Source organism: Microcoleus sp. T3_D1 (assembly GCF_036700405.1).
Classification (GTDB): Bacteria; Cyanobacteriota; Cyanobacteriia; order Cyanobacteriales; family Microcoleaceae; genus Microcoleus.
On the sequence record NZ_JAUBOV010000125.1, the window covers coordinates 1 to 13,041 of the forward strand.

Below are 13,041 nucleotides of genomic sequence, written 5' to 3' on the forward strand. Positions count from 1 at the left end.
TGAAACTTGCCGAACGTATTTATCTCGCGCAAGTCAATGCTTCAATTCTAAAATCTAAAATCTAAAATCTAAAATCGATTGACCCAACCATCCAACCGTTAGCAATAAATGGTAAGCTGTCGTGCATTTAAATTACATATTGTCTGTTCCCCCTTTTCCGTTCCCTGTTCCCTTTCACCAAATCCTCACACCCTATTTAAATGCTGAACAGCTTAAACCACTTAAAAGCGTCAATCAGTTCTACAACAAGCAAGTAGCTAGGTACAAAGGATTAATAAAAACTGGTACGTCACGTCGCCTTCAAAACATTGTCAGAACTCGCAATAACTTTAAAATCTTAAATCAAAAATTGGCAATCGGATGACGATCGCCCGTCCAGCTTTTAAAATGGACGGGTGATTAATCCTTTTTGACCAATGAATCATCCTATTAAATTCGGTACAGATGGCTGGCGCGGCATCATTGCTGACGATTTTACATTCGATCGCGTAGCGTTAGTCGCTCCCCTAGCGGCACAAGTTCTCGCACAAACCGGCAGTAGCGATCGCAGCAGCGGTACTGTAATTGTCGGTTACGACCGCCGATTTCTGGCTGAAGATTTTGCCCTCGCAGCGGCTAAGGCAGTCCAGAACGCAGGATTTGACGTGTTACTGAGCGAATCCTACGCCCCCACTCCAGCTTTTAGTTTAGCTGCCAAACAATTAAATGCTTTGGGTGCGATCGTCCTGACAGCCAGCCACAATCCCGGCGCATATTTAGGGTTAAAAGTCAAGGGCGGATTTGGCGGTTCAGTTTCGCCCGAAGTTACTCAACAGATAGAAGCAAAACTCGAAAATCCGGCGGCACTTTCAGCAACTCCCGGCAAATTAGAGAATTTCAATCCTTGGCCAGCTTACTGCAAAACCTTGCGGCAAATGGTAGATATTGAGGCAATTAAAGAAGCGATCGCCAGCGGCAAAATTACAGTATTTGTAGATGTAATGCACGGTGCCGCAGCAGGAGGACTAGCTCAAATTTTAGAAGTTCCGGTACATGAAGTCAACAGCGATCGAGATCCGCTGTTCGGCGGCGGTGCACCGGAACCTTTACCGCGCTACCTGTCGCAGTTATTTCGGGTGATGCGTACTCACCAGCGAAAAAGTTCTGGTTTGTCCATCGGATTTGTATTTGACGGAGATAGCGATCGAATTGCAGCCGTTGACTCTAGCGGCAACTTCCTCAGTTCACAAATCCTCGTTCCCATCTTAATCGAACATTTAGCAAAACGGCGCGGCTTGACCGGGGAAGTCATCAAAACAGTCAGCGGTTCAGACATAATTCCCAAAATTGCCAAGCTGTACGACTTGCCTTTATTTGAAACGCCGATCGGTTACAAGTATATAGCCGATCGAATGTTAACCACCCAAGTCTTAGTCGGCGGCGAAGAATCAGGAGGAATTGGCTACGGTACACACATCCCCGAACGAGATGCTTTACTGTCAGCGCTGTACTTGTTAGAAGCCGTTGTCAAATCCGGTGAAGACTTAAGCGAAATTTACAGCCGACTGCAACAAGAAACAAGCTTTACCTCAGCGTATGACAGAATCGACTTGCACCTAGCAAACATGGAAGAAAGGTCGCGTTTGCTGTCGCTGCTGCAAAATCAACCCTTAACAGAAATCGCCGGCAAAGCAGTTGTAGATTGCAACAAAGTTGACGGATATAAATTCCGCTTAGCTGACGGAAGTTGGCTGTTAATTCGGTTTAGCGGAACCGAACCCGTGTTGCGCCTGTATTCAGAAGCAGCTACATTGAAAGAAGTTATGCAAAACTTAAACTGGGCGAAAGCTTGGGCGCATAATTAATCGGACTTTTCCACCGCAGATAAACGCAGATGAACGCAGATGAACGCGGATGACTCGATCTCAAATCTATCTTTCTCTGCGTCCTCTGCGGCCTCTGCGGTAAAAAAAAATCTTACTCACAATGAAATACTATTCCTATATCAGATAAATTTTAGGATAAAAACAAATGGCTTACAGCGATTTCAGTCTGGCGAGAGTCAAAAAAGATTTTGGATTAACCTTAGATGAAAGCCGCAATTTATTTGCCGACACAAAACCAGTTTCACCCTCAGAAATTTTAACCACAATCCTGATTGATTATGTACCGCTAGCAACTTTTATTTCCACTGAAAAAGCTCGATCAGAATTTTTGATTGCCCCGATATTAGCAGAAGTTCGGCGATTGTTAAACAAACGAGTTTCTCTTTTTTCCGGTAAGGATTTTACTGTAGATCCGGAAAGAGGCTTGCAAGGATTTTGCGACTATATTATTAGCGGTTCTTCAGAACAATTGTTCATCAGTGCTCCGGTTATAACAATTTTTGAGGCAAAAAAGGAAGATATCATTGGCGGTTTGGGTCAATGCGTGGCTGCAATGGTAGCGGCCCAATGTTTCAATCACAACCAAGACACTGAGGTCGATCGCATTTACGGGGCAGTGACGACGGGCACTAACTGGAAATTCTTGATTTTGGAGGAAACTATTGTTTATATCGATCCGATTGAATACTATATTAAAGAGGTTGATAAGATTTTGGGAATTTTGTTGCAACCATTTTCCCAATATGTTTGTTAATATGGAGCCGTAAGTTTTAACAGAAATAATGACCGATCGCAAATTGCTAGTTGTAGCTACGGGCAATCCGGGTAAACTCAAGGAAATGCAAGTTTATCTTCAGGATTTGGGATGGGAATTGGAGCTCAAACCGGAAGAGTTGGAAATCGAGGAAACAGGCGAAACTTTTATTGCTAATGCTTGCTTGAAGGCGTCTGAAGTCGCAAAAGCAACGGGCAAATGGTCGATCGCGGATGATTCTGGTTTAATGGTAGATGCACTCGACGGTCAACCTGGGATTTACTCCGCGCGCTACGGGAAAACCGATGCTGACAGGATATCTCGACTTCTCAAAGAATTGGGAAGCGAACAAAACCGGGAAGCACAATTTGTTTGCGCGATCGCGATCGCGCGTCCCGACGGTACAATTGCCTTGCAAGTAGAAGGAATTTGCCGCGGCGAAATCCTCCACACTCCTAGCGGTACGGGAGGTTTCGGATATGACCCCATTTTCTACGTACCCGCACAGCAACAGACTTTTGCCGAAATGACACCGGATATCAAGCGATCGCACTCTCACCGCGGCCGAGCCTTCCACGCTCTTATACCACAAATGGCGAACCTTGTCAACCCCTAATGAATAAAAAAGCCAAAACATGGGGTAACTGTGGCATTGGATATTGACACTTAGGTATCAAAAGTAAACAGGAAAGAGGTTTTTCGTTGGCAATGATTAGTTACCGATGACCAATTACCAATGCCCTGTTTGGCCAATGCCCAATGCCCCAGTATCTTAGATTGCCTCCAAGTTCTTTTCCCCAGTCCGAATCCGAATAATTTGTTCTACAGGAGAGATGAAAATCTTGCCGTCGCCAATCTCGCCCGTGCGGGAAGCCGCGATAATTTTATCAACCACCATGTCAACCTGATCGTTTTCCACAACAATCTCGACCTTGAGCTTTTGCAAGAACTCAACGGTGTACTCAGAACCGCGATAGCGTTCTGTCATGCCCTTCTGACGGCCAAAACCTCTAACTTCAGAAACAGTCATCCCCACAATACCAGCATTGACGAGTGCGATTTTCACTTCGTCTAGTTTAAAGGGGCGAATAATAGCTTCAACCTTTTTCAAGTTTCTCACTCCTAACAGTTAGTACCTTCGTTATATTACTTAAGCGGCGTGACATCTTTTAATATCACGGCCAACAGCAAGTATTTTGTCAAGTATATTACCCTATCTTGTACTCGCGATGAAATGCACGCCAACCTTTAACAATATTCTCGGATTTGCCGGGGGCGCGGGATCTCGGCTCCGGTCGATCGCGGTAGAGTTAAGAAGACTGCAGCAGCCGTCCCCCGCCGATCTGCTAAAACAGAAAAAGACCCCAGGAGACAGGAGTTTTCCGAGTTTCCGCTTTGCTATGTGAGATTTGCACGTATTGCTGAAAACTATAATTGCCAGAGGCGGTCAGTTAAACTATTCCTATGCACCCAGCTAGCCCTCCCCCTGACCGCAGCGGGCTTGATGCCCTACTGAGAAATCGCCCCTTCCTCGCCTTGTGGACGGGCCAGTTATTGGCCCAAGTGGCGGATAAAATCTTTTACGTATTGCTGATTATCCTCGTGAAAACTGGCGGTTATACACCTGGACAGAATCAGGAAAATTCTATGCTGTCAGCGGTGATGATTGCCTACACCGTGCCGGCGATCGTCTTTGGTTCGGCCGCCGGTATCGTCGTAGACCGCTTTTCTAAAAAGCAAATGCTGATTGCCTGCAACGTGATTCGAGCCGCGTTGATTGTAGCTTTGCCGTTTTTGCCCAAAGCTTTTGTCGTTTTGTTGACGATGACGTTTTTAATCTCTACCGTAACGCAATTTTTTGCTCCGGCAGAGCAGGCTGCAATCCCCCTGACCGTAGGGCGAGAGGGACTGATGTCAGCAAATGCGCTGTTCGCCTCGTCCACAATGGGCGGGATTATTGTCGGGATGACGATCGGCGAACCGCTGTTTAGTTGGGTCAAACACAGCTTCGGAACAGCTTCTCAAGAGTTTTTGCTCGGCGGGCTGTACCTGATATCTGCAGGTTTGATCTATACCATGCGGATCAAAGAAAGTCATGCCGGCAGCAGTGGCAAAAACGTCCATCCTTGGCAAGACCTCAAAGAAGGTTTGCGGTATTTGAAACACAATCACCTTGTCAGCAACGCGATGGTGCAGTTGACAATTTTGTATTCCGTGTTTGCGGCGCTTCAGGTGCTGGCGATCGCGCTTTCAGGCAAAATAGGTCTCAAAGAAACTCAATTTGGCTTTTTGCTGGCTGCAGCGGGAGTCGGAATGGTCTTCGGCGCAGCCTTTTTGGGACACTGGGGTCATCGAATGCACCACAAACCTCTGCCTTTAATCGGTTTCTTGATGATGGGTTTTGTATTAGCAATGTTTGCCTTTACTCGACTGTTATGGGTGGGATTCGGATTGAGCGCTCTGTTCGGTTTTGGGGCTTCCTTAATTAACGGCCCGATGCAAGCTCTGATTCAAGAAAAAACTCCAGAATCTATGCAGGGAAAAGTTTTTGGCTTGGAGAACAATGCGATTAATATTGCTCTGAGCTTGCCTTTAGCACTGACCGGCCCGCTGACGGATGCTGTCAGCCAAGCCGTCGGCTCGGATGACCTCGGCTTGCGGATCGTGTTGCTGGGTTTGGGCTTTTTGGTCTCGGTGATGGGCATGGCAGCTTGGAAACATACTCGCAAAGTCTTGCAGGATGTTCTGTAAACTTTGCAAAGAAGGAAGAAGCAAGAGGGCTTGGTTTTCGCGATCGATCCATAACATAGCAACCGCCCTGATGATTAGGACGTTCTTAATTGCTCAAACGATTAGTTTTTCTTGTCGAATGCCGAATCACCAAAAAACGAGCGAGAAGCCCCTGGCTTTAGACATGGGGAGGAAAGCGACTGCGACGACCGTCGCCGTGGAAGGATCGCAATTGGAGTCGCAATGATATGATAAGTGCAGCGACTAAGAATAACCATCTACGTGTTGAAACATTTTAGTTTCGGTGAGATTCCGGCACAGTAAGCCACTACTGCATTTGAGCAGTCAGCCTATTTAACTGACAAAAAATATCAAAATGTGGAGCGTACCTATCTGGCATAAGTGATGGACTCCGAAAGCCGAAAAAAGCCAAAAGTATACGCAAAGCTTGGATGCGTCCATGCTGAGTGGGTAGAGGCGCATTGATAGCGCCTTTGAAAGTCCCTTTGTGGTCTTATTCAAGAATCCCCCTGATTCATCAGTGGGGAGTATCAAGAATGCTATACAAGCGTCATATCACGGTAAATCGGCATAGAAACAGCGATTTCCTCTGTTTCTTTTGAGCCTCTACTGTTCCACCATTTCGCGATCGGACACCACCCGCTCGCCAAACTTTTTGTAAAATATCAGCAGTCAAATTTTCAGAGTTTGACTATTGAGATTAAAGTATAGCGGTTCTCAAGCGTGGTGAGGTATGCCCTATGCCCTATGCCCTATGCCCTATGCCCTATGCCCTATGCCCATGAGTACCTCATCTTTCTGAGAAAGGCTATAGTATTATAAAACATGATTAAGATTGTAAACATCAATAGACAATGCTAGTATCATATAGCCAGATGATTAATGCCGATGCTAACGGGTCTTATAATATTTTGAGAAAAGCAATCCCAAATGCGTTTAGCGATGGGATAGGGAGCTGCGTAGTTCAGCCGAGGCGGGTTAATCCGCTCAAAGTAAAAGCGAAAGGGGAGGGACTTCATGCCTCCCACGTCATGTAATAGATGACTATAGTTTTACAAGCTATAAAAGCTTTCATTAAAAAACATAATTAGTTTAAGGAAGGAAAATCTGTGCAACTAAAAACTAAAGTGACCATCAGACGTGCAACTGGTGGATTTGCTCTGATTGACAGCTTGATCCGCCACGGCGTAAAGCATATTTTTGGTTATCCCGGCGGCGCAATTCTGCCACTTTACGACGAACTCTACCGCGCTGAAGAAACGGGCGCTATCAAACATATTCTGGTGCGACACGAGCAAGGCGCTGCTCACGCGGCTGACGGATACGCCCGCGCTACCGGACAAGTTGGGGTTTGTTTTGCTACTTCGGGGCCCGGCGCAACTAATTTGGTGACGGGGATTGCGACAGCCCACATGGATTCGATCCCGATGGTTATTATTACCGGTCAGGTGCCCCGTCCGGCGATCGGCACTGATGCGTTTCAGGAAACAGATATTTACGGGATTACCCTGCCAATTGTCAAGCATTCTTATGTAGTGCGCGACCCGATAGATATGGCGCGAATTGTGGCTGAAGCTTTCCACATCGCGAGTACAGGGCGGCCGGGGCCGGTGTTGATTGACGTGCCCAAGGATGTGGGTTTAGAAGAATTTGACTATCTGCCCGTGGAACCCGGATCGGTGAGAATTCCGGGCTACCGGCCGACGGTGAAGGGAAATCCCCGGCAAATTAATCAAGCAATCTATTTGCTGAAGGAAGCAAAGCGTCCTTTGCTTTATGTCGGGGGCGGGGCGATCGCGGCGGGGGCCCACGAGGAAATTAAGGAACTGGCCGAACTTTTCCAATTGCCGGTGACGACAACGCTGATGGGCAAAGGTTCCTTTGACGAAAACCATCCTTTGTCGGTGAAAATGCTGGGGATGCACGGCACTGCTTACGCTAATTTTGCCGTTACCGAGTGCGATTTGCTGATTGCTGTCGGGGCGAGGTTTGACGATCGCGTGACGGGCAAATTAGACGAGTTTGCCGCGCGCGCAAAGGTGATTCACATCGATATCGACCCTGCGGAAGTAGGCAAAAATCGCGGCCCTGACGTGCCGATTGTCGGAGATGTCCGCCAAGTTTTGATCGATTTGCTGCGCCGCTGTCGGGAAACTGGAGTTTCGGGGAAGGCCGGACAGACTGCGGAATGGCTGCACAGGATCGATCAGTGGAAACAGGACTATCCGTTAGTTGTGCCTCATTACCCAGACATTTTGTCTCCGCAAGAGGTGATTTCCGAGTTGGCGACTCAAGCGCCGGATGCTTACTACACAACAGATGTCGGTCAACATCAAATGTGGTCGGCTCAATTCTTGAACAACGGGCCGCGCCGCTGGATTTCGAGCGCTGGTTTGGGCACGATGGGTTTCGGGGTGCCGGCTGCTATGGGCGCGAAAATGGCGCTACCCGATGAGCAAGTGATTTGTATTGCTGGCGATGCTAGCGTGCAAATGAATATTCAAGAGCTGGGAACACTAACACAATACGGCATTAATGTCAAGATTGTGATTGTAAATAACGGCTGGCAAGGTATGGTGCGGCAGTGGCAGCAGGCCTTCTACGGGGAGCGTTATTCCTCGTCGAATATGACTGTGGGGATGCCGGATTTTGTGATGCTGGCTGAAGCTTATGGCGTGAAGGGGATGCTGGTTTCGCAACCGGAGGAACTCAAAGATGCGATCGCTCAAATGCTCGCTCACGAGGGCCCGGTGCTGATGAACGTCAAGGTGACGAGGGACGAAAACTGCTATCCGATGGTAGTTCCAGGTAAGAGCAACGCTCAAATGGTTGGTTTGCCCGAACGTAGCAAGTTGCAATCTGCGGAGTTGGTTTATTGTCCGAGTTGCGGCGCTAAGAATGTTTCGAGCAATAAGTTTTGTCCTGAGTGCGGGACAAAAGTTTAACGAGTTTTGAGTGGGGACTTAGGCAGTGCCTATTAGTCTCAACTTAAGGTCAAACGTAGTCATAGACTGCTGTTTATCGCCGAGGCCAGATCCCCCCTAGCCAACCCCTACTCCCCTTAAGAAGGGGGGGACAAGAGTCCGATTAAAGTCAACCCCTACTCCCCTTTTTAAGGGGGATTTAGGGGGATCTGGCCTCGGATAAAAGCGAGAGATATCAAAGGTTTCAGACTTAAGTTGACACGATGAAAGGCAATGCCATGTCCTTACCCGGCTCTGCTGTTCCACATTTAACACCATGTCCGCTGGCATCGCATCCAGAGCTTTAATCTCTAATCTCTAAGCATCTTTTATGAGCCAGTGTCTCAACCCGGATTGCCTATTCCAAAACCAGTCTGGCTATACAAAATTCTGTCAAAAATGCGGCAATAAACTGCTATTGGGCGATCGCTACGGAGCCCAAAAAATTATTGGACAAGGGGGATTTGGGCGCACTTTTCTAGCTATTGACGAGTATAAACCCTCAAAACCTCCCTGCGTTATTAAACAATTTTACCCCCAATTTCAAGGCACTTCTAGTATCCAGAAAGCTACTGAGTTATTTGAGCTTGAAGCAGTACGCTTAGAACAGTTAGGGAAACATCCTCAAATTCCAGAATTATTAGCATATTTTAGTCAAGATGGACGCCAGTATTTAGTCCAAGAGTTCATCGACGGTGAAAATTTAGCTCAAGCATTAAAATCTCAGAGATATTTTACTGAAACGCAGATTCGCAATTTGCTTAATAATTTATTGCCAGTATTTGAGTTTATTCACTCTCGCCAAGTCATTCACCGAGATATCAAGCCCGACAATATTATTCTCAGACAAGATGGGCAACTGGTTTTAGTTGACTTTGGTGCGGCGAAATATGCGACAAAAACGGCTTTAGCAGTAACGGGAACGCGGATCGGGACGGCTGGATATACCGCACCCGAACAAGCCAACGGCAAAGCCGTTCATGCTAGTGATATTTATAGTCTGGGTGTAAGTTGTCTGTGTCTGTTAACTGATGTTGAGCCAATAGATTTATTCGATGATAGCGAGTTTGATTGGGTGTGGCGAGAACATTTAAAAACATCTGTCAGTTCGGAACTGGGTCAGATTTTAGATAAAATGATACAACCTGCTATTAAAAAACGTTATCAATCTGCTACTGAAGTTTTGCAGGATATTGGTACTCGATTACCTCAATTATCAGCTCAAACACCTCCACCAGCAACGCCACCAGACTCGCTTAAATCAGCGCAGGGTGTTGACTATACTCGTCTCCGGGATTTATTAGCAGCAGGAAAGTGGAAAGAGGCGGATCAGGAAACAATAAAGGTAATGCTGAAAGCTGCGAGACGGGAGAAGGAAGATTATTTTGATACTGACTCAATTGATAATTTTCCTTGCGATGATTTACGGACGATCGACCAATTGTGGGTAAAATACAGTCAGGATCGTTTCGGCTTTAGTGTCCAGAAAAAAATTTGGTTGGAAGTGGGCGGCAAAGTTGATTGGGATACTGAAAAGAAGCTAGGCGATCACGTCGGTTGGCGAAAGAGGAAAAAGGGGAGGAAAGATTGGTTGGAGTACGATGATTTAACCTTTAATCTGCAAGCACCAGAGGGCCACCTACCGTGGGTTCGTTGTTGCGTGCAGGTGGGGTTTGGTTTGGTGGGGTGGTGGGGTTTGGTTCTCTTCTCTCGCATCGAGAAATGTAAGCTGTAATCTCTAGCGATTTCAGCCCTTTGTTAAGCATTTTTTTAAGGACTTTTTTCTACGAAGTTATAGGTTTTTCGTCATTTCAGTACCTGCTAGTTACATTAATAATAAATGCCAACAAAAGTCAGAGATATCATTAAACAACTAGAGGCAGACGCTTGGTATCTCGCTAGAACACGAGGGAGTCACCGCCAGTACAAACATCCTACCAAATCCGGTTTAGTTACAGTTCCTGGTAAACTCTCTGACGATTTGGCGCCGGGTACATTCAATAATATTCTCAAACAAGCTCTATTGAGAGAAGTCAAAGAGCAAGAAGAACCTAACGAAGTCGAAACCAATCATAAAGATGAGGATCTCAACTAATGCGTTATGCCATTGTCATTGAAAAAACACCCAATAATTATTCAGCATATCCACCAGATTTACCCGGATGTGCAGCCACAGGCGCTACCCTTGCGGAAGTACAGCAGCAAATTAAAGAAGCGATCGAATTTCACTTAGAAGGATTGCGAGAAGAAGGTTTACCGATTCCCGAACCAACTACGCTTTGTGACTATGTAGAAGCACGATAATCTCAGAAACCCGGTTTCTTTCTAGATTTCTCGTCACTCAACGCAAAACTCGTAGAAACCGGGTTTCTAGCCCCCATGCTTAAGCCATGAACTTACGCACTAATGCCAAAGAAACCGGGTTTTTTACCTAATCTGTGGGTGACAACGAAAGATTTTCGTAAAAAAACCCGGTTTCTGAGATATAGGAAAATTCGCGGGAGTGGCAAATGAATCTTTATTTGGGAATAGATTTCGGCACCACGGGCGCTCGATCGACTGTCATAGACTCCCAGGGTACAGTACATTGTGAGACTGAATATACTTTTGCTAACAAGGGGCAGCAACAGCCTGAATTGCCCTCGCTGTGGCAAAATGCGCTGTGGGATTTAATTGAGCAAATTCCCCGAACAATCCGCAATCAGGTAAGGGCGATCGCCCTTGACGGCACATCCTCCACTGTCATGCTGTGCAATACCGACGGTATACCCGTATGCGAGCCGATTTTATACAATGATGCGCGCGGTGCAGCGGTGACAGAGAGGTTGCGGGCGATCGCGCCGGATAACCACACAGTATTGAGCGCTACATCGAGTCTGGCAAAACTCCTGTGGTGGCAGGAGGGCGGGCACGGCTGGTGGCAGGAGGGCGGGCACGGCTGGTGGCAGGAGGGCGGGCACGGGGGCACCGCCCCTACGGTTTTCCTGCATCAAGCTGACTGGCTGGCATTTCTGCTACACGGGAAATTAGGAATTAGCGACTATCACAATGCTTTGAAACTCGGTTTCGATGTTGATACTTTGTGCTATCCGAATTGGCTGATAGAGGGAATTGCGGGCGCTGCAACTCCTGAATTGCCACAAGTTGTCGCACCGGGCACGCCTGTGGGGGAAGTGAGAGCTCAAGTGGGCGATCGCTTCGGTTTTCCCCGCGATTGTATGATTTGTGCTGGCACAACCGATAGCATTGCAGCATTTTTAGCAAGCGGTGTCAATTCTCCGGGGGAAGCAGTAACTTCTCTCGGTTCTACACTAGCAGTCAAACTGTTAAGTCATACCCGCGTAGATGATTCTAGATACGGGATTTACAGTCATCGTTTCCCCCCCTTTTGTAGGGGCGGTGCCCCCGTGCCCGCCCTGGCAGGGGATTTGTGGTTAGTTGGAGGTGCTTCTAATACCGGAGGTGCGGTGCTGCGACACTTTTTTACTGATGTTGAGTTACAGAATTATAGCACACTAATTGCTCCCGAACAAGAGAGTTTGCTGGATTATTACCCATTGTTGAAAAAGGGCGATCGCTTTCCGATTAATGACCCGAATTTGCCGCCCCGACTCGAACCGCGTCCCACTGATTCAGTGGAATTTCTGCACGGTTTGCTAGAAAGCATAGCGCGGATTGAAGCGCGGGGATATCAATTATTGCAAGAATTGGGTGCAACTCCTTTGACAAAAGTTTATACTGCTGGCGGCGGGGCAAAAAATTCGGTTTGGAGTGCGATTAGAAAGCGTTATTTAAAAGTGCCTGTAGTAACGCCAATTCATACTGCGGCTGCTTATGGAAGTGCGTTATTGGCGAAGCATGGAACGCAAATTTAAAGGTAGTAAATTTGGACTGATATCGCTCTCGATTAAAACTAAAATGAGAGGAAGTAAACATTCTGATATATTGTGTTAAGTTGTTATCCCTAAAAATTAAGGACAATGGCAAAGCTACATGATGACATCCTGAACACAATTTTTACCTTGCAGCAGCGGCTAGTGGAAATCCTCAACGAGACAACCGCTACAGAATACATTTTAATGCAGCAGTTTGGCGAGACAGAAGCGACACTCCCCGAACTAGAATCTCTGGATAATGTTAAGGAAAGGTTGAGAAACCCTTACAATCGTTTGTACAGGCTTTTGCAGCAGGTAGCAGAATCTCAACCCGCTGCGACTGCGGATACGTTAAACTTTCTGTATAGAACGATAGAACAAACAGAGGCGGCTGTCGATGCCTCAGAAGCAACTATCCGAGAAATCAAAATGGATTGGAATTTGTCATGAATCAACAACCTAGAATCCCCGACGCTGAAACCAGAAAGCGACACGTTGAAAAGATGCGTGAAGTCTGCCAACAGTTGGACGCTTTGACTCTAAACCTGGATGAATTAATCGCCATATTTGAAGCTGATAACCGCCGCCAGCGTCGAGAACGTTTGGCGGGTAAATACAGGCGTGTGGAATCTCAGGTAGTCGAATAAGATATGAGATGTTGCATCATTGTTAATAAGTCTTTTATGAACAGGCTTTTCGGCCTGTTCCACAAAGAGTGAATTTTCTTGTGGAACAGGCATCTTGCGATGTTGCATTATTGTTAATAAGTCTTTTATGAACAGGCTTTTCGGCCTGTTCCACAAAGAGTGAATTTTCTTGTGGAACAGGCATCT

The 13,041-nt window shown here is 46.7% G+C and carries 12 protein-coding genes and 1 pseudogene; 12 read left to right on the forward strand and 1 reads right to left on the reverse strand.

Going from position 1 to position 13,041, the window contains the following annotated elements; all coding sequences use genetic code 11:
- Window positions 1–416 precede the first annotated feature (416 nt).
- From QT992_RS31555 to rdgB, 3 genes are all read left to right on the forward strand, one after another.
- Window positions 417–1,844, forward strand: coding sequence for a phosphoglucomutase/phosphomannomutase family protein (locus tag QT992_RS31555; protein WP_333342463.1), 1,428 nt, complete (start codon window positions 417–419; stop codon window positions 1,842–1,844).
- Between the two features lie 166 nt (window positions 1,845–2,010).
- Window positions 2,011–2,619, forward strand: coding sequence for a hypothetical protein (locus QT992_RS31560; RefSeq protein ID WP_333342464.1), 609 nt, complete (start codon window positions 2,011–2,013; stop codon window positions 2,617–2,619).
- A gap of 28 nt (window positions 2,620–2,647) precedes the next feature.
- Entirely contained in the window at window positions 2,648–3,235 is a 588-nt protein-coding gene (gene rdgB, locus QT992_RS31565) for an RdgB/HAM1 family non-canonical purine NTP pyrophosphatase (RefSeq protein ID WP_333342466.1), read from the forward strand.
- Window positions 3,236–3,391: 156 nt separating this feature from the next.
- Here the strand turns inward: rdgB and QT992_RS31570 are convergent, their stop codons facing one another.
- Window positions 3,392–3,730, reverse strand: a complete 339-nt coding sequence (locus tag QT992_RS31570) for a P-II family nitrogen regulator (RefSeq protein ID WP_006633346.1) — start codon at window positions 3,728–3,730, stop codon at window positions 3,392–3,394.
- 353 nt (window positions 3,731–4,083) lie between these two features.
- Between QT992_RS31570 and QT992_RS31575 the strand changes: the two genes are divergently transcribed.
- The 9 genes and pseudogenes from QT992_RS31575 (at window position 4,084) to QT992_RS31615 (ending at window position 12,855) form a co-directional block, all read left to right on the forward strand.
- Entirely contained in the window at window positions 4,084–5,370 is a 1,287-nt protein-coding gene (locus tag QT992_RS31575) for an MFS transporter (RefSeq protein WP_333319397.1), read from the forward strand.
- Between the two features lie 863 nt (window positions 5,371–6,233).
- A pseudogene (locus QT992_RS31580) lies at window positions 6,234–6,407 on the forward strand (RNA-guided endonuclease TnpB family protein); the annotation flags it as partial.
- 72 nt (window positions 6,408–6,479) lie between these two features.
- The gene (ilvB, locus tag QT992_RS31585; protein ID WP_333319399.1) at window positions 6,480–8,315 is read left to right on the forward strand and encodes a biosynthetic-type acetolactate synthase large subunit; all 1,836 of its coding nucleotides are present in this window, start codon (window positions 6,480–6,482) and stop codon (window positions 8,313–8,315) included.
- Between the two features lie 349 nt (window positions 8,316–8,664).
- On the forward strand, window positions 8,665–10,068 hold the full coding sequence (locus tag QT992_RS31590) for a serine/threonine-protein kinase (RefSeq protein ID WP_333342469.1): 1,404 nt from the start codon (window positions 8,665–8,667) through the stop codon (window positions 10,066–10,068).
- A gap of 105 nt (window positions 10,069–10,173) precedes the next feature.
- Complete coding sequence (locus QT992_RS31595) at window positions 10,174–10,428, forward strand: type II toxin-antitoxin system HicA family toxin (protein WP_333342472.1); 255 nt, start codon at window positions 10,174–10,176, stop codon at window positions 10,426–10,428.
- On the forward strand, window positions 10,428–10,637 hold the full coding sequence (locus tag QT992_RS31600; RefSeq protein ID WP_242720993.1) for a type II toxin-antitoxin system HicB family antitoxin: 210 nt from the start codon (window positions 10,428–10,430) through the stop codon (window positions 10,635–10,637). The genes QT992_RS31595 and QT992_RS31600 overlap by 1 nt, the downstream gene beginning before the upstream one ends.
- A gap of 206 nt (window positions 10,638–10,843) precedes the next feature.
- Window positions 10,844–12,208, forward strand: coding sequence for an FGGY-family carbohydrate kinase (locus QT992_RS31605; protein ID WP_333342475.1), 1,365 nt, complete (start codon window positions 10,844–10,846; stop codon window positions 12,206–12,208).
- Window positions 12,209–12,313: 105 nt separating this feature from the next.
- Window positions 12,314–12,658, forward strand: a complete 345-nt coding sequence (locus tag QT992_RS31610) for a hypothetical protein (protein WP_333342478.1) — start codon at window positions 12,314–12,316, stop codon at window positions 12,656–12,658.
- On the forward strand, window positions 12,655–12,855 hold the full coding sequence (locus QT992_RS31615) for a hypothetical protein (RefSeq protein WP_015174854.1): 201 nt from the start codon (window positions 12,655–12,657) through the stop codon (window positions 12,853–12,855). Before QT992_RS31610 ends, QT992_RS31615 begins: the two co-directional genes overlap by 4 nt.
- Window positions 12,856–13,041 lie beyond the last annotated feature (186 nt).

Coding starts and splice junctions, on each gene's coding strand:
- QT992_RS31615 (WP_015174854.1), top strand. CDS start 12,655: ATGAATCAACAACCTAGAATCCCCGACGCTGAAACCAGAAAGCGACAC.
- rdgB (WP_333342466.1), top strand. CDS start 2,648: ATGACCGATCGCAAATTGCTAGTTGTAGCTACGGGCAATCCGGGTAAA.
- QT992_RS31555 (WP_333342463.1), top strand. CDS start 417: ATGAATCATCCTATTAAATTCGGTACAGATGGCTGGCGCGGCATCATT.
- QT992_RS31605 (WP_333342475.1), top strand. CDS start 10,844: ATGAATCTTTATTTGGGAATAGATTTCGGCACCACGGGCGCTCGATCG.
- QT992_RS31595 (WP_333342472.1), top strand. CDS start 10,174: ATGCCAACAAAAGTCAGAGATATCATTAAACAACTAGAGGCAGACGCT.
- QT992_RS31600 (WP_242720993.1), top strand. CDS start 10,428: ATGCGTTATGCCATTGTCATTGAAAAAACACCCAATAATTATTCAGCA.
- QT992_RS31575 (WP_333319397.1), top strand. CDS start 4,084: ATGCACCCAGCTAGCCCTCCCCCTGACCGCAGCGGGCTTGATGCCCTA.
- QT992_RS31610 (WP_333342478.1), top strand. CDS start 12,314: ATGGCAAAGCTACATGATGACATCCTGAACACAATTTTTACCTTGCAG.
- QT992_RS31560 (WP_333342464.1), top strand. CDS start 2,011: ATGGCTTACAGCGATTTCAGTCTGGCGAGAGTCAAAAAAGATTTTGGA.
- QT992_RS31590 (WP_333342469.1), top strand. CDS start 8,665: ATGAGCCAGTGTCTCAACCCGGATTGCCTATTCCAAAACCAGTCTGGC.